At 57.7% G+C, this 16,338-nt stretch carries 19 protein-coding genes; 9 read left to right on the top strand and 10 right to left on the bottom strand.

The features are described 5' to 3' along the window. Positions 1 to 10 precede the first annotated feature (10 nt). Together CL546_RS10545 and sixA are read left to right on the top strand one after the other, a co-directional pair. A complete protein-coding gene (locus tag CL546_RS10545) occupies positions 11 to 1,042 on the top strand; it encodes an NAD(P)H-dependent glycerol-3-phosphate dehydrogenase (protein ID WP_290494770.1) in 1,032 nt (343 codons plus the stop codon). Further along, positions 1,039 to 1,515, top strand: a complete 477-nt coding sequence (sixA, locus tag CL546_RS10550; RefSeq protein ID WP_290494772.1) for a phosphohistidine phosphatase SixA — start codon at positions 1,039 to 1,041, stop codon at positions 1,513 to 1,515. Before CL546_RS10545 ends, sixA begins: the two co-directional genes overlap by 4 nt. A gap of 279 nt (positions 1,516 to 1,794) precedes the next feature. On the opposite strand, the gene CL546_RS10555 is transcribed toward sixA, so the two are convergent. The 4 genes from CL546_RS10555 to xthA all read right to left on the bottom strand — a co-directional run bounded on the left by CL546_RS10555 (position 1,795) and on the right by xthA (position 5,488). Then, entirely contained in the window at positions 1,795 to 3,006 is a 1,212-nt protein-coding gene (locus CL546_RS10555) for a serine/threonine-protein kinase (RefSeq protein ID WP_290494774.1), read from the bottom strand. 72 nt (positions 3,007 to 3,078) lie between these two features. Further along, on the bottom strand, positions 3,079 to 3,582 hold the full coding sequence (locus CL546_RS10560; RefSeq protein ID WP_290494776.1) for a response regulator: 504 nt from the start codon (positions 3,580 to 3,582) through the stop codon (positions 3,079 to 3,081). Positions 3,583 to 3,633: 51 nt separating this feature from the next. Then, positions 3,634 to 4,659, bottom strand: coding sequence for an ion transporter (locus CL546_RS10565; RefSeq protein WP_290494778.1), 1,026 nt, complete (start codon positions 4,657 to 4,659; stop codon positions 3,634 to 3,636). 13 nt (positions 4,660 to 4,672) lie between these two features. Next, entirely contained in the window at positions 4,673 to 5,488 is an 816-nt protein-coding gene (gene xthA / locus CL546_RS10570; RefSeq protein ID WP_290494780.1) for an exodeoxyribonuclease III, read from the bottom strand. 159 nt (positions 5,489 to 5,647) lie between these two features. Here xthA and CL546_RS10575 point away from each other — a divergent pair, with 159 nt between their 5' ends. From CL546_RS10575 to CL546_RS10600, 6 genes are all read left to right on the top strand, one after another. Then, positions 5,648 to 6,457 carry an alpha/beta fold hydrolase gene (locus CL546_RS10575; protein ID WP_290494782.1) on the top strand — a complete coding sequence of 270 codons (810 nt, stop codon included), beginning with the start codon at positions 5,648 to 5,650 and terminating at the stop codon, positions 6,455 to 6,457. Between the two features lie 3 nt (positions 6,458 to 6,460). Further along, positions 6,461 to 7,336, top strand: a complete 876-nt coding sequence (locus CL546_RS10580) for an alpha/beta fold hydrolase (protein WP_290494784.1) — start codon at positions 6,461 to 6,463, stop codon at positions 7,334 to 7,336. A 111-nt stretch (positions 7,337 to 7,447) separates the two neighbouring features. Then, positions 7,448 to 7,909, top strand: coding sequence for a MaoC family dehydratase (locus CL546_RS10585; RefSeq protein ID WP_290494786.1), 462 nt, complete (start codon positions 7,448 to 7,450; stop codon positions 7,907 to 7,909). A 285-nt stretch (positions 7,910 to 8,194) separates the two neighbouring features. Beyond that, entirely contained in the window at positions 8,195 to 9,148 is a 954-nt protein-coding gene (locus tag CL546_RS10590) for a hypothetical protein (protein WP_290494788.1), read from the top strand. Continuing rightward, entirely contained in the window at positions 9,141 to 10,229 is a 1,089-nt protein-coding gene (locus CL546_RS10595; protein ID WP_290494790.1) for a GGDEF domain-containing response regulator, read from the top strand. The genes CL546_RS10590 and CL546_RS10595 overlap by 8 nt, the downstream gene beginning before the upstream one ends. Then, entirely contained in the window at positions 10,226 to 10,732 is a 507-nt protein-coding gene (locus CL546_RS10600; protein ID WP_290494792.1) for a DUF2505 domain-containing protein, read from the top strand. The genes CL546_RS10595 and CL546_RS10600 overlap by 4 nt, the downstream gene beginning before the upstream one ends. A gap of 51 nt (positions 10,733 to 10,783) precedes the next feature. On the opposite strand, the gene CL546_RS10605 is transcribed toward CL546_RS10600, so the two are convergent. Further along, on the bottom strand, positions 10,784 to 11,605 hold the full coding sequence (locus CL546_RS10605) for an SDR family NAD(P)-dependent oxidoreductase (RefSeq protein WP_290494793.1): 822 nt from the start codon (positions 11,603 to 11,605) through the stop codon (positions 10,784 to 10,786). A 58-nt stretch (positions 11,606 to 11,663) separates the two neighbouring features. Between CL546_RS10605 and CL546_RS10610 the strand changes: the two genes are divergently transcribed. Continuing rightward, on the top strand, positions 11,664 to 11,927 hold the full coding sequence (locus tag CL546_RS10610; RefSeq protein WP_290494795.1) for a hypothetical protein: 264 nt from the start codon (positions 11,664 to 11,666) through the stop codon (positions 11,925 to 11,927). Here the strand turns inward: CL546_RS10610 and CL546_RS10615 are convergent. The 5 genes from CL546_RS10615 to CL546_RS10635 form a co-directional block, all read right to left on the bottom strand. Then, the gene (locus tag CL546_RS10615; protein ID WP_290494797.1) at positions 11,924 to 13,258 is read right to left on the bottom strand and encodes a dicarboxylate/amino acid:cation symporter; all 1,335 of its coding nucleotides are present in this window, start codon (positions 13,256 to 13,258) and stop codon (positions 11,924 to 11,926) included. The genes CL546_RS10610 and CL546_RS10615 overlap by 4 nt on opposite strands. Positions 13,259 to 13,354: 96 nt before the next feature. Next, positions 13,355 to 13,987, bottom strand: coding sequence for a hypothetical protein (locus CL546_RS10620; RefSeq protein WP_290494799.1), 633 nt, complete (start codon positions 13,985 to 13,987; stop codon positions 13,355 to 13,357). Then, complete coding sequence (locus tag CL546_RS10625) at positions 13,984 to 15,309, bottom strand: ammonium transporter (RefSeq protein ID WP_290494801.1); 1,326 nt, start codon at positions 15,307 to 15,309, stop codon at positions 13,984 to 13,986. The genes CL546_RS10620 and CL546_RS10625 overlap by 4 nt, the downstream gene beginning before the upstream one ends. A 136-nt stretch (positions 15,310 to 15,445) precedes the next feature. Then, the gene (locus tag CL546_RS10630) at positions 15,446 to 15,925 is read right to left on the bottom strand and encodes an EVE domain-containing protein (RefSeq protein WP_290494840.1); all 480 of its coding nucleotides are present in this window, start codon (positions 15,923 to 15,925) and stop codon (positions 15,446 to 15,448) included. Further along, positions 15,922 to 16,296, bottom strand: coding sequence for a DUF7793 family protein (locus tag CL546_RS10635; protein WP_007149949.1), 375 nt, complete (start codon positions 16,294 to 16,296; stop codon positions 15,922 to 15,924). Before CL546_RS10635 ends, CL546_RS10630 begins: the two co-directional genes overlap by 4 nt. Positions 16,297 to 16,338 lie beyond the last annotated feature (42 nt).

Here is a 16,338-nt window from a genome sequence, read left to right on the forward strand (position 1 = left end):
AGGCGTTCCTATGACGCAGAACAAACATAATGCCGCCATTCTCGGCGGGGGCAGTTTCGGTACTGCCATGGCCAGCATCCTTGCCGCCAACGGCCACAGCGTGAACCTGTGGGTGCGCGATCCGGAAACCGCGGCGGCAATCAATATTGACCGCGAGAACAGCCGCTACCTTCCCGGTGCCGAATTACCGGAAGGGGTGACGGCCACTGACAACCTGGAAGAAGCCTTAACGCACGCCTCCATGGTCTTCGTGGCGATTCCCAGCAAGGCGTTTGCCGAGGTGCTGGAGCAGGCCCGTCAGTGGGTGCCGGACGATACCCTGGTGATCAGTTGTACCAAGGGGATCTATGCGGAGGGTTTCCTGCTGATGAGCGAGCTGCTGCATCAATATTGGCCGCATACCCGTATTGGTGTGCTCAGTGGCCCCAATCTGGCCAAGGAAGTGGTGGAGCAGAAATTCACCGGTACGGTGATCGCCAGCCCCGATGAGCAGCTGCGACAGACCGTGCAGGACGCGCTGAGCTGCGACTATTTCCGCGTGTATGACAACCCGGATATTTATGGTGTCGAACTTGGCGGGGCACTAAAGAATATTTATGCGGTGGCATCAGGCATGGCCGCTGCTATCGGGGTGGGCGAGAACAGTCGCAGTTTCCTGATTACCCGTGCGCTGGCAGAAATGAGCCGCTTCGCGGTGGAGCTTGGCGCTAATCCCATGACCTTCCTGGGCCTGTCCGGAGTGGGGGATCTGATTGCTACCTGTACCTCGTCGCTGTCACGCAATTACCAGGTGGGTTTCCAACTCGGCGAAGGCAAAAGCCTGGAGGAAGCGATTGCGCACCTTGGGCAGACCGCCGAAGGGATCAATACCATCAAACTGGTGGCTGACAAGGCAGCAGAGCTGGATGTTTACATGCCTCTGGCCACCGCGTTGTACAAGGTTGTCTATCACGGCAAGCCGCTGGAACTGGTCATCCAGAATCTGATGAGTGGTGAGTATAAACACGATGTGGAATTTCAGCTGGGTGCATTCAGCTCATGAAACTCTACCTTAGCCGCCACGGGCAGGCCGTTTCCCAGGCGGCCACGGATGCCCTGCGGCCGTTAACGGAAGCCGGGCGGGCGGCACTGCTATCGCATTGGCAATCCTTGCAAGGCCGTGGCGTCCAGATCAATGGCCTGATCGTGAGCCCGTACCTGCGTGCCCAGCAGACCGCAGATTGTATTGCCCAGGTATATAGCGGTTTATCCCGGCAGGAGTGTCCCTACCTGACGCCGGATAGCCACCCCCAGGCCCTGTTTGACTGGCTGCTGGCTAACCCGCCAGCGCCGAATACGGTGCTGGTCAGCCATATGCCGCTGGTGTCGCAATTGACCGCCAAATGGACCGGAGTGCCAGAGCGGGTGGGCTTCAATGTGGGGACGGTTGCCTGTTTCGATGTGGATGTAACCGCCGCCGACGGGGCGCAATTGCTATGGTTATGCAGTCCTGGCGAGGAGCTCACCAGCCGTTAATCGGTGATTCACCACCCTTGATAGCCCCCTGTGCACCGTTCACCGATCCGGTCTTTGCAACGAGAGATTGGCGTCGTAGCCTGAATCTGGTGACACAACGAACGCATGGCAGACTCCTGAACCGTGTCACCGGAACCACACCTGAGGGGGGAAATCATGGTGTCTCCTTGCACCGTGAGGCTTAGGTCGAATTAAGCACCAACTATCGGTTGGTGCTTTTTTTATGCCGTTCAGCGGTCCGGGATCTGAATCGTTACTGTCTGTTTTCTACGGGGTGGTTCAGGGCTGCTGCGTATTCGCGGCGCTGTTTTCTATAGGGCCCCAGGCCAGTTTTTCGATGGGGTCGCCATCGGAACCCACCAGGTTGATGGCCATGGGAATACGGGCCAGAAATTCCAGCCCTTCTGTTTTTCTTAATTCTTTCAGATATTGCTTAACCCGGCCGCTGATCCAGGGGTGCAGTGTCGCCTTGATGGTGACGGCCTTGCCCCGCGCGCCCCGTTGCTGGAACCAGTCCATCAATGCGGACCGCATGACCGGAAAGTGAGCCTGGAACTGCTCAAAATCATCAGCTACCAGGTAGATGTCGTATTGGTACAGGTTGCCTCGCCAGCTCAGGCCCAGCTTGGACTCTTTCAGGCGCAATCGTGGGGCCAGTGGCGTTGTTGTGCCCTGTTCCTGGGGCCGGTAGCGGGAGCGATCTACGGTATAGTGCCCCGGGCCGGGCTCCAGATTATCCAGTTGGGCAATCAGCGCATTGCCGCTTTCCGGGCGGTCTGCCGCGTCTTTGGCCAGTAGCTGACGGATCAATGGCTGATAGCGGCGTAATGCCACTGGCAGCAGGGGGATGGGGTCGCGCAGGTGGGCCAAGCCCATGCTGCGTGCGTCGGGGGCGCTAAACGGGGGCTTGCCCGCCAGCATTTCGTAGAACACGCAGCCCAGGGAATAGAGATCCGATTGTAGCGTGAGCGGCTGGGAGCGATGTTGCTCGGGGCTCATGTACTTGGGCGTGCCCATGATGGCATTGGACTGGGTCACGCTGGTGTCGCGCAGCACGTTGGAGGCGATACCGAAATCCACCAGCAGAGCGGAACCATCGGCGCGGAACAGCACATTATCGGGTTTGACATCGCGATGGATAAAACCGTGTTCGCCGGCATAGTTCAGCGCGCCGGCCAGCTGGCGCAGTATGCTCACGGCATGCCCCTCATCAAGTGCGTCGTCGGCGAGGCGCTGTTTGAGGCTGCCACCGGTCACGTATTCCATGGTGAGGTAATAGTAGCCCTGATGTTCCCCCACGTCGTAAACCGGCACGATATGGGGGTGGTTGAGGCTGGCAACGGTGCGCGCTTCCTGCATGAAGCGCTCGGCAAAGCGAGGTTCCAGCGCCAACGTCGGCGTCAAAATCTTGATGGCAACCTGCCGCTCAAAGGAGTGCTGGGTGGCAAGGAACACATGGGACATGCCGCCTTTGCCCAGCCGGCTGGTCAATCTGTATCCGGGAATTGAAATGGCCATGATATTTTTTATAGGTCGTCCTGACCGTCGCAGTATAGCCGGGGGCTATTCCGGTTGCTCACCGTACAGGGCATTCATTTCTGCCTCTGATCGGCGTGCGCGCGCTAATTTGGCTTCCAGCCGTTTTTTCTGCTGATCAAGACCAAGGAAAAACGACACCTTGCTTTGTAAGAGCTGGGGATCGATGGGCTTGAACAGATAATCCACCGCGCCACTGCGGTAGCCCTGTTGCACAAAGCGGGTTTCCTTGGAGATCGCGGTAACAAAGATGATGGGCACGTTCTGGGTGCGCTTGTGAGAACGCATGATACCCGCGACTTCAAAGCCATCCATTTCGGGCATCTGCACATCCAGCAGGACCAGGGCGTAGTCTTCCTTGAGCAGTTTGGACAAGGCTTCGTTGCCACTGCTAACGCTATCCACCTGGCAATCCAGGTCCTCGAGCACCACTTCCAGGGCGACTAGGTTCTGTGGGGTGTCGTCCACCAGAAGCACCCGGGAAGCGGGGAGCTGGAGGTCGTCGTCACCAGTGGGGGAGATGCTGTTCATGCTGTGGTCCGTACCGTGCCTGAGTTGATACTTTAAGCTGACACGAGCGTATCAACTTTTTACTGATTCGTCTCCTTCTTCAAGCTTCCACTGCTGAACGGCAACCTGGCTTTTTACCTGCTCGAGGACGTCCAGCAGGGTGTCGCGAACCAACGCATCCAGTTGCTCCCCTTCACCGCCGGCGGCGTTGATCAGGTCGTGTAGCAGCTGTTCCAGTTGCGGGCGATTGGCGGGGGAGGCCAGGTCATCCACCAGTTGGTCCACGAAGGCGCTGCCGGTTTCACGCACGGCATCGCCCAGCAGGGCGATGGCTCGGGGACCAGCAACAGGGATGGCGGCCAGGCGCCGTCCTGCCTGGGTGCGCACCAGGGATTCGTCGGTCAGGTGAGAAAAGTACTCGGCCAGTTGATCGCGATACTGGCCATGGCTTTTCTGGGTGGCGTTGGCGATGCGGGCGGCGGCAAAGCTCACCAGTTGCTCCTTGCGCGGAGCCAGGACCTGGGATTCGATACGATGGAGCAGGGGGCTGCCACCACCAATTTCTCGCTGAGCGCCACTGAGCACATTGACCACCACTCGGTCGGAGATTTCTTCCACAACGATGCCGTAGTACTTGAGGATCGTTTGCCCCAGCCAGGTTTGCGACAGGTCGACGATACCCATGCGCTGCAGCCGGAACAGCAGGCTGATGACGCGCAGAATACGCAACCAGCGGAAGCTGCCCACGGGGATGCAGCCAAGTAGGTCGTACCAGTGCGCAAAGGGGTAGAAGAACCAGCGATGGTACGTGCGACGGGCGATGGCGACGATCCAGCGAATAGTGAACTCGGTGAGGTAGACCGCCACGAAGCAGAGGTCGTAGAACAGGAAATCGTTGTGAATGGTGTCCCGGTAAAAGTCATGGAATGCCGGCGTCAGTGACGCCAGCAGTTCCTGAACGGGAGGCACCTGAAACAACCAGTCGAACAGGATCAGGCCCAGATTGGCGATGACCAACACAATCATGCCCAGGTCGATGATAAAGCCAACGGTATCCAGGTTGGCTTTCAGCTTCTCTGGGTGCAGCCTGATCTTCATGGGAAGCCCCTGTTCAGCCGTTGAAACGTGCCCATACCGGGCAATGGTCCGATGGTTTTTCCATGCCACGCATATCGTAATCCACACCGGTGGTATCCAGCTTGGCCATGAGCGGCTGGGTGGCCAGCACGGTGTCGATACGCAGCCCACGACGGGGTTCGCGGTCAAAGCCTTTGGAACGGTAGTCGAACCAGGAGAACACATCATCGATGGAGGGGTTCTGATGACGGTAAGTGTCGGTCAGCCCCCAGCCCACTAGTCGCTCCCACCATTCCCTCTCTTCCGGCAGGAAGCTGGTTTTGCCTTCGCGCAGCCAGCGCTTGCGGTTGGCTTCGCCGATCCCGATATCCAGATCGGTGGAGGAAATATTGAAATCACCCATCACCGCGACCTGATCGCTGGGCTGGTGATGATTGATCAAATAATGCTGCAGATCTTCGTAGAATTTTTTCTTGGCCGGAAATTTTGTCGGGTGTTCGCGGTTTTCCCCTTGCGGGAAATAACCATTGAGTACGGTGATCAGGCTGCCGTCGCTATGTTTCAGGGTGCCGATGATCATGCGTCGCTGGGCATCTTCCTCGTCAGTGGGAAAACCGTACTGCACGGATTCCAGTGGTTCACGAGTAATCAATGCCACCCCGTAGTGGCCTTTCTGGCCAAAAAAATAGGGGTGATAGCCCATATCCCGAACCGCCTGCTCCGGGAATTCCGGGTCGTGGACTTTGGTTTCCTGCAGGCCGATCAGTGCGGGCTGGTACTTGTCGATCACCGCCTGGAGCTGATGCAGACGAGCACGGATACCGTTGATGTTGAATGAAATCAGGGTCATAGCGCCTCCTTCGTGCCGGCATTGTACACTACCTGAAAAGCACCGGCCGCATATGCCTCGCCAGGATGTATGGCGTTATCGGCCATGGTGTCGCTGTTGCCAGTACCGCTATGATGTGCCTTTTGTTTGGGCCGGACACCCTGGCCCCAGGGAGAGTTCATGCCTGAACAATCAGGCCAGCGGCAGGTGCTTGCCTTTGCACACGCCAATGGCATACCTGGCCACAGTTACGACACTTTTCTTGAGCCGCTTGCTGATGACTACGAGTTGCTGGTGCTGGATCGAGTCGGCCATGATCCTGCCTTCCCGGTGGATGATGGCTGGCACAGCCTTAGTCTGGAACTGGAGGCTCAGCTGGCGCCGCTGCCTAAACCCATCGTGGGGGCGGGGCATTCGCTGGGGTCGGTATTGATGTACCTGGTGGCCCAGCGCCATCCGGACTGGTTTTCCTGCCTGATCATGCTCGACCCACCGATGATGAATGGTTTGCATGGGGCCTTGATGCACGCAGCAAAACTGACGGGGCAAATCGATAAAGTGACCCCGGCAGGTAAAAGCCGTGGGCGCCTGGATTACTGGCCTGACTGGGATTCCGTGGTCAGCTATTTTTCTTCCCGCGGGCTGTTCAAGGCGTTCGATCCCCGTTGTTTGTCCGATTACCTGAAAGCCGGTGTGGAACCCTGGCAAGACGGCTGGCGTCTACGTTTTCGGCCGGAAGTGGAAGTGGAAATTTTCCGCCATACCCCGACAAACGCAACCCGGTTACCGCGGCTGAAAGTGCCGGGCGCTATCGTAACCGGCAAGGATTCCCCGTCACCCTTCCATGACAGTGCCAAGCGCCACGTGAAACGCCATCGCATGCTGCATCGCATTGCGGAGGGCTCGCACATGTATCCGCTGGAAAAACCTGAGCAGACCTTGGTGCTGTTTCGGGAATTGCTGGATGAATTGCAACCAAAGGGAGTCTGAAGCATGGACGCCATCGAACGAAAATTCAGTGTCTACGGCCAGACGCTCAGCGCGCTCGAATGGACGGGCCGTGACGACGGTGAAACTGCTGAGCCAGTGCTGGCCTTGCATGGCTGGCTGGATAACGCGGCTTCATTTTCGCCTCTATCGACGTATATGAAACGGCCGCTGCTGGCGCTGGACGTATCCGGCCATGGTCATTCCGACCACCGTCCCGATGGTGTGGTCACCCATTTGGTGGATCATGTTCGTGATGTGCTGGCCGTGGTGGATCAGTTGGGCTGGGAGCGTTTTACCCTGATGGGTCACTCCATGGGGGCGGGGATTGCCTGCCTGTTCGCGGCGGCCTGCCCGGAACGGGTATCCCGACTAGTGCTGATCGAAGGGTTGGGGCCGCCGAGTACGGATGGCAAAGATGTGGCTACCAACCTGCGTAAAGCGCTGGATGATTCTGCTTCCCTGGCCGGAAAGCGCAAGCCGGTGTATGCCCGTGTAGAGGATGCGATTGAGGCGCGTACCAAAGGGTTTGGTGGATTGAACCATGAAGCGTCTGCGCTCCTGAGCGAGCGAGGCTTGATGCCGGTGGAAGGGGGGTGGACCTGGCGGGCGGATAGTCGCCTGCGGCTCACCTCCTTTTTGCGCCTCACTGAAGAACAGGTCGAAGGCTTTATACGAGCCATCAAGGCGCCTACCTGCCTGATCATTGGCGAGCAGGGCATGGGTGGGAATGGCATGTTCGATCACCGGTTGGGCTGGCTGGAGGGGGCTTCGATTGTGCGATTGCCAGGGCGCCATCATTTGCACATGGAAGCACCGGAAAGCGTAGCCGCCAGCATTAACGATTTTCTTTGCGCCACGGATGCAATCATTGAAGACTGACCAAAACCACCAGGGTATGCATTGATCCGGTTTTAATCGGTCATGGTGCTGTGAAGCTGTGCGGTTATCCTCGGAAGAAATCGAGACAGATTCCGTCAGGAGAGCAGTATAATGAAAGTGGTTGAAGCGGCAGGATTGGCTGATTACGTTGGCAAGGAATTGGGTGCTTCAGACTGGTTTCAGATCGATCAGGAGCGCATCAATGCCTTTGCTGATGCCACTCTGGATCACCAGTTCATCCACGTGGACCCGGAGCAAGCCCGCAGTACACCGTTTGGCACCACCATCGCCCACGGTTACCTGACCTTGTCTTTGCTACCGTATCTGCAGGCCTCCATCGACGATTTCCTGATGCCCAAAGGCATGAAAATGGCGATGAATTATGGCTTCGACAAGCTGAGATTCATGGCCCCGGTGAAAGAAGGCAAGCGTATTCGCGCACGTGCCACTTTGCTGGAAACTGCCGAGAAACGGGAAGGGCAGTGGTTACTCAAGTTTGCCTTTACGGTCGATATTGAAGGTGAAGACAAACCTGCGCTGGCCGCTGAATGGTTGCTGATGTATTTCGTTTGACCGGCTTTGCCTGCGGTTTGTGTAAACGACGGGCCGCGGGCAGTTTTACGCAGGGGGCGGTGAAGCAAAAGCATTGACGGTTCACTGGATTTTTTCCCGGCTTTGCACTTCTGTGATCTCTCTTTGGTGATTTCCTGTTATTCTTGATCTGCTGATTTCGTCGTACTGTGTCGTATTGTGGTGTGTCGACGGCGTTAGTGCCTCCCCAGGCGCATTCTCCGACATGAGCGCAAACACACACGCTCGGTACATAAGAAAAACAGAATAGAAAGGCAGGGCAGGAAGATGTTGCACCGTCCCCGGCAGTGGTTACGCCACATCGTAGATAACCGTTCCGCCATCCGTCGGGATCTGCGCCTTAGCCTGAATCACCTCACCGACATTCCCCGCATGGTCATGCCGGCAGGGGATGAGCCAGGTATTCGTTCCGAACTTTCCTGGTCGTCCTATTCCAGTCGCGGTGAAGCCCTGTTTTCCTTGCTGCAACTGCTGGTTCCCGCTACCCGGGAATCCATCAGCCAGGGTACGCTGGTGTGTCACCCGCCCAGGGCAATACGTGAGAACACGCGCAGCCGCTGGTTCTTCATTAATGGCATGGGCACAGCGGGGCCGGTGGCGTTACTGAATGCGTCAGAAATTGCCCGCTTGTTTGGGCGTCCGGTGCATCTGATTCATACCCCAACCTGGGGATTGCTGCGCGATGTGGCGGAATCGATTACGGCCAGAACCTTGCGCAAGGATGGCAAGCTGTCACGGCCAGCAATGCACATTCTGGTGGATGCACTGGAAAACAATGATCGCGTTGTGCTGGTGTGCCACTCTCAAGGTTCCATTGTTGCCAGCTACATCGTTCGCAAACTGTTGCGCCATCCCAGTACCCGCCCTCTGGTCAAGAAGCTGGAGCTGTATTGCATCGGCGGCGTGGCCGACAGCCTGGATATCGATCCGCAACTGACTCTGGCAGCAGGGCACCCGGTGCCGTATGTGGAGCACTTTGCCAACGGACGCGATTACCTCGCCCAATTGGGCATTCTTTCCCATCTTGATAGCACCGCAGGTACGGTTTACTGCATGGCAGCACGGCCTGGACATCTTCTCAACGAACACTATTTGCCTGCTATTGCGCGGGGGGACTTCTGTCAGCGCCGGTCACGGCTTTATGGTTATGTGCGCGGGCGTGAGCCCGGGCCGCAGGGGGCGCTGGCGCTTTTGAAAAAGGAAACCGGCAATCATGGATAAGGCGCCTAAACCCTTACTACTGTTTGTGGATGACTCCAAGGTAATGCGCCTGGCGGCAGACAAGATGCTCGGTGGCGAGTTTCGTGTCGAAGTGGCTGAAAATGGCCTCCAGGCCTGGACCATGATTACCAACAACCCGTCCATCAGTGTGGTGTTTTCTGACCTGGCCATGCCGGAGATGGATGGCTTTGCATTGCTGAAAAAAATTCGCACCAGTGAGGATGAAGGTATCGCTGGGTTGCCGGTCATCATTGTTACCGGTGCGGAAAATGATGAAGAGGCCCGGGCAGAAGCGCTGCGCCTGGGAGGAACGGATTTTATCAGCAAGCCGTTTAATTCCACGGATTTGCTGGCCCGGGCCAGAGCCCATGCCAATTACCAGAACGAGCGCAAGGAGCTGGCCAAGCAGGCAATGATTGACCCGCTGACCCGGCTTGGCAACCGCCGTTATCTGGAGCACCGCTTGCGCCAGGAGCTGGCATTGGCCGCGCGCCAGCAGTACAAGCTATCAGTCGTGCAACTGGAGATTTACCAATTCAATCAACTTTTCGTACAGCTTGGTAAAAAGCGAACGGATATGGTGTTGTTGAAGTTGGCGCAATCACTGCGGGGAGTGATCCGCAAGGAAGATTCTCTGGCGCGTAGCAGCGTGGCGCAATTTACTGTGCTCCTGCCTAGTGCCGGGCCGGCGGGCGCCAAACGGTTTGTGGAACGAGCGTTGAAAGTCAGCGAAAAGCTGGCCTTTCAGTTTCGGGGCAAGGTGCAGCGTTTGCCTCTGACTGTGATTATTCAGACCCCGGCTGCTCATGCGGGATTGACGCCGCGTCAGGTACAGCTGACGCTGGATGAACAGTTGAAACAGGCCCGCAACCTGGGGCCGGGTGCGGTACTCAGTGATGATGCTGACACCACCTTGTCGGTGGATGACGCGGCCCCCATATTAACGATTGAACAGGCATTGGCGCTGTTGCGTGCGGGGAAATCCCGTCCCGTTGTCAGTGCCTTGCCGGATTTGAAACGCCAGCTGACACCGCTGTTACAGTTAATGAAGCGGGTGGCCTCAGGGCAGGAGACAGTATGAAAGTAATGGTTGACCGCCAGTACCCCATCGGTGTGGACCGGCTTTACGAAATCCTGACGAGCAAAGCGTTTTATGAGACACGCTACGAATGGAGCAAGGTGGACAATTACCGTTTTGGCGCCTTTGAGGATACGTCGCGGGGAAAGTTGATTCAGCTGATCCAGCCCATCGAAATACGCACAGACAAGGTGCCGTCCATGGCACGTCGTTTCTTGCCGGAAAGCGCGGATTTGCTGACAGAATTTCTCTGGACGCCCACCACACAGGCCGGCCGCTATCAGGCCGAGTACCGGTTTGAGTTGGGCAATGTTCCCATGAAAATCAGTGGTGTCATGGTACTCACCGGGGACGACAAGGAAGCGGTTCAGCATACCGAAGTGGAAATAAGCAGTTCGGTGCCGCTGGTGGGCAAAAAACTGGTATCGCTGGTCGCACCGAAAATTGATGATGCTCTGGCGGGGGATTACCGGCATACGCTGCGCTATGTGGAGACCTTTGCCTAGTCTGTTATCGCGGTGCCAATGCGTTCTTGAGCAGCCTGCGCCAGCCCCGGTTTACGGTTCGGGCTCCCTGCGGCGATAGCGCTGTCCGCGTTGCTGCATTTTGTTATCCCAGCGTTTTCTGAACCAGCGTTTAAGGCGCCAGTGCGCCCGGGTAGGCGCTGAGGGAAGGTGCAGGGTTGCTGCGCTCTCGGCTTTGTCCAGCATTGCCATGATATCGGCACTCAGGGACTGCGCAGTATCCAGGCTGTCACGGATCTTGCGTTCAAAGCGGGCCTGGCTGAGCGGGTCCGTGGCATCCAGCTGTTCAGACAGCTCCCGGTAAAGGGGCAGTGCGATGAGGGTGGCGTTGACCGGGCCGCTGGCCAGTTCGCTGTTCAGGCTTTCGGTGAGGGCGACAATACCTGCGTAGGTGCTGCTGCTTGCGGATGTCAGCGGTCCGGCCAGTAAACCGCAATCGGGCACCACATTAATAATTCTTCCGTTTCCCTGCTTCTTCATGGCCGTCAGGGCACTTTGGCAGTTGTGCACGACGTGCATGTTCTGCTCGCTGGCCAGCGTTTGCCACTGTTGTTCCTGGGTGGCTTCAAAAGGCCCTACCAGCAGGTTTCCAGGCAGGTTAATGATCACATCCAACTGCTGCCAGCGGCGCAGAACCCGATTTATACCCCGTTGAATATCCTGAGCATTCCCCGTGGTTGTCTCGATGAAGAGGGCTTCATGGCCGTCTTCATGCAGGCTGCGGCACAGCGCACTGCCGGTGCGTGTGTCGTCACTGGCGATGGCAACCCGGTAGTGGCCGGCGGCAGCACGGGCCAAGGCCTGGCCGAGTGGACTGCAGCCGTGGGTAATAAGGAGGGTGGGCGATTGTTTCAACGTGCCTCCATAGGCGAGAAGCGAAGCAAAAATAATGTTGTGAACAGGTGTTGACTTGGTGAATTATAAAGTTAACATGTGTTCACATAAAGCATTAAAGGGAGCAATTGTTATGACTTTATTCTCACGTTTGTTCAAAGATACCCTGGCCCTGATGATTGCGGTTGCCGTAACGGTTTTGCTCGTTTCAGGCCTTGAAAACAACGGTGAAAACCTGTTTTCCGCAATGCTGGCGTTTGCCTTCATGGTGCCTGTGATTGGCAGTGCTGCTGTTGCCATCAAGCGCGACTGGGATAATAGCGGGTCTGCACACGCATTTTAAGGCTGTTCACTGACGGTTGCATCTCGGTCCGTATGTCCGGCGGTTGTCGTTACCGTTTCCATCTCGGAGACCGGTAGCGACAACACCTGTTCTTCCCCTTCACTCCGTGCCAGCACCACGGTGACCACGCTATCGCCCCAGACGTTGACCGCCGTGCGGCACATATCCAGTACGCGGTCGGTGACCAGAATCAGCCCGATGGCTTCCGCCGGCAGGCCGATGGCGCCAAGAATCACCGTAATCGCCACCAGTGACGCAGCGGGAATGCTGGCCACGCCGATGGAGGTGAGCAGAGCGGTGATCACGATCATGAACTGGGTGGTCAGCGACAGGTCCATGCCGTAGGCCTGAGCGATGAACATGGCCGCTACACACTCATACAGGGCGGTTCCATCCATGTTGACGGTGGCGCCCAACGGCAGCACGAAGCTGCTGGTGCGTGTCGATACCCCGGAGCGTTTCTGCACACATTCCATGGTCAGAGGCAGCGTTGCGGCCGAACTGGCAGAGGAGAATGCGGTGAGTAGCGCGGGCATCATGGCCTGGATATGGCGAAGCGGTGAGCGCTTGGTTGCCAGGGCAATCAGGATCGGCATGAAAACAAAAGCATGTAGGCCCAGTGCTACCAGTACGGTGAGGAAGAACCAGGCGAGTGGCTCGATGGCATCCATGCCGGTGCGGGTTACGGTCGCGGCGATCAGGGCAAAGACGCCCAGCGGGGTGAAGCGGATGACCAGCATGGTGATTTTCATCACTACCTGGTAAATGCCGTCGATAATATTGCGCAGGCTTTGGCCGGAGGGCGAGCGCTCGGTACGCAGGAAAAAGCCGAACAGTAGTGAAAAGACGATCAGCCCCAGCATTTGCCCGTTGGCTGCCGCCGCTATCAGGTTGGGTGGCAGCATCTGGCGGAGGATGTCGGTGAAATCACCGGCCCCGCGGCCTTCAATTTTAGCCAGCGCATCCTCGGTTTCCGTGGCCAGGCCGAGTAACTCCCGGGCGGGCTGATCATTGATAATGCCGGGGCTGAACAGATTGACCACAGTGAGGCCGATCAGCACGGCTACCAGGGTGGTGGTCATGTACAGGGCAACGGTTTTCAGGCCCATCCGGCCCAGATTCTGCCCATCACCGACGCCCACCATGCCGTTGATAATGGCCGTCACAATCAGCGGGATGACGACCATTTTCAGGGCATTGATAAACAGGGTTCCCACCAGATCGTAGCCACCGAGCACTGGTAGCCCGAACAGGGTGCTGGATTCGGCGGTGAAACTGCCTGCCAGTGCGCCGGCGAGCATGGCAATGAATATCTGGTGGTGTAATTTCACTGTCTCCCCCCTGGTGACCATCAATGGTTACCCGTGCCTTTACTCATTCCATTCCTGAGAGTACCTGATCCTGTCTCTGTGCACAGCGGGGCAGTGCTACATCAGGGATTGCAGGGCCTCCTTGTCATCCAGCAGGGCCAGAGTTGCCTGGTAAGCAGCCTTGAGTTGCCGATCCGCTTCGACAGGCCCCAGCTGTTCGCATAACAGGACATAGGTGCGGTTCAGTTGGTCACGCAAGCTGGCCAGGGGCAGGGGGCTTAGTGATTTGTCCGGTGATTGCAGCCAGTATTCCATGGTCAGTCGGGTTTCGGCACTAACACTGGCATGGCGCAGTTGTGCCCCCAGATCAAGCTGTAACTGGGTAGCTGCCCGTTTGCCAAGTCTCTGCCACAGGGCCTGCAGCAGGCACTGAAACGCATGGGTGCACGGGTGCGCTTCGGTGTGGTTGTCATTGCTGTTGGCCAATGGATCGGCGGCAAGTTCGCTGTCGGACAGCGTCATCGCTTGTACCAAACTCATGTGAATCTGGTGGCGCCGCTCGGCCAGGTCGAACAGCCGGCATAGATCGCTGACAAAGCCTTGCAGGGAAAAGCTCGGTCGTTCCGCGTAATGCAGCTGCCAGTGGCTGATCGCCTCCAGCAGTACCGGCTCATTCATGTAGGGCGCCAGGCCGGTGACGATAGCGCGTCGCCGACGTTGGAGGCTTTGGTTAATAGCTGCCGGGCTCATGGACGCAGCTCCTGCCCGCGGGCTTTGTCTGCGTTGTAGGTATCACTGTTGTAGAGCGTGTTCTGAGGGAATTCCGGATAGCCGGTTTCCGCGTGCTCGCTGAGGTCCAGACCCCGTTGTTCGTGCAGCGCCGGCGCCCGCAGGCCTGCCAGAATGGATACCAGCATGTACATGATCAGTGCGGTGAAGAATGCCCAGCCGAATGCCACTATTATGCCCAGCAGTTGCACCATCACGCGCTGGCCGTTGAACAGGTCGCCGTCGTAGAACAGACCGGCAGCCAGGGTGCCCCAGGCACCAGCGAAGGCATGCACAGGAACGGCGCCGACCACGTCATCAAGGCGGAAGGCGAGCAGAATGCGGGCGCCGAAGGCCGCCAGCGCGCCGGCCACCAGGCCGGTGATGACGGCAAAACCGGGTGCCATGACGGCGCAGCCGGCGGTCACCGCCACCAGCCCCGCCAGGCTGCCATTCACGGTTTCTGTCAGCAGTATCGGGCGACGACTTACCATCCGATAGATGACGCTGCCTACGGCACCGGCCGCGGCGGCCAGCTGGGTATTCAGATTCACCTTGGCGATATCCACGCTGGCAGAGAGGGTGGAGCCCCCGTTGAAGCCAAACCAGCCGAACCAGAGTATGAAGCCGCCCAATGCCACATAGGAAAGGTTATGGCCGGGAATAGTGCGCGGGTTGCCCTGGCTATCGAAACGACCCAAGCGCGGGCCTACCACCATAATACCGGCCAGTGCGCACCAGCCACCGATGCTGTGGACCACTGTGGAGCCGGCGAAATCGATAAAGCCCATCTGGGCCAGCCAGCCATTGCTGTTCCAGGCCCAGTTGCCGAATAACGGGTAGATAAGGCCGGTAATTACCACGGCGCCGCACAAATACCCCACGTAGCGGGTGCGTTCCGCCATGGCGCCGGAGGCAATGGTGGCGGCAGTAGCCGCGAACATGATCTGGAACAGGAGTATGACCCAGGTGCTGTCATCGGCCTGGTTGAGCATGAATTGATCCTGCCCGAACCAGCCATTGGTGCTGGTGCCGAACATCAGCCCGAAGCCCACGGCCCAGAACACCAGGGTGCCAACACACAGGTCCATGTAGTTCTTCATGACCACGTTCAGCGAGTTCTTTGCCCGGCTAAGGCCGCTCTCAAGCAGTGCAAAGCCCGCCTGCATGAAAAACACCAGCGCCGCGGCGATGGCAATCCAGACGGTATCGGTGGCAGTCAGGGTATCGGCGTGAGCGAACCCGGGAAGAATCAGCAGAGAAAGCCAGTGATAGCGTCGCAACAGCATAGCGGTGAATCCCATTCGTTATTGATTATGAGAGGGGATTGCAACCGCTGTGCCAGTGCGTAAGGCCGACGGAATCAGGGGTTTTGTAGTTCTTTTGTCTTAACGAGTGCCCTGTTGTGGTGCTGGGGTTTTTTGTGGTGCGCAACGTGCCCTATGCGGTGGCGTCCACGGGCTGGCCCATCTGCCGGATGAGCTGGAGCTGCCGCTCGGACACTTTCTGTACCGACAGGCGAGGCCGCACCACAAGCTCCATGTCGGCAAATTCGGGATGGTGTTTGATCTGTTTTAGCGTCAAGGGCTGCGGGTAGTGGCAGACGAACTGTATATCGGCCTGATACCAGCGGGGCATTTCGCGAGTGCTGCGTGGATCATAGCCATCCGCATCGGGGTCGAACTGGGTCGGGTCGGGGTAGGGGGCGCTGGTGACGCGGGCTTCGCCAACAATGGCGGGAACCGCACAGCTGGAATGATAAATCAGTACGGTATCGCCGGCTTTCATCTCGTCACGCAGGCGATTGCGAGCCTGGTAATTGCGCACGCCATCCCAGCCGCTGGTGGCATTCTTGCTGTTGCGCAGATCATCGATGCTGAAGGCATCCGGTTCTGTCTTTAATAACCAGATAGTGCTCACTCCTGTGGGTGATGTTTGAGAAGGCACTCCTTGGCCTGGCTGATGCTGCCACAAATGTAAACGGGAAAGGCCGGTTTGTTAAGCTTCAGCATCATATTGGCATAGGTCCGGTTGAGTACGCTTTCCAGCACCATGGCCTTGGCTTCGGTAATTTGCGCAAAATCCTCACCACAGGAGTAGCGGGCGGCGGTGTAATCGAGTCCTTTGATATGGCCGACGTAAATGGTGAGCTGTTTACGCTGCTGGTGCTGATTGAACAAACGCAGCCGTTGGCGGTAAATGGACAATTGAACGCGCATGTCCACCTGGGTGCCTTTCTTTAGCTCGACCAGGGCGAAGGGGCCCTCCTGCGTTACCGTAACCGCACTCATTACTGTCCTTTTACTGCAAGCGTGACAGGCTTTTATAACCGA

The organism is Alcanivorax sp. (assembly GCF_002726155.1).
In the GTDB taxonomy this organism is placed as follows: domain Bacteria; phylum Pseudomonadota; class Gammaproteobacteria; order Pseudomonadales; family Alcanivoracaceae; genus Alcanivorax.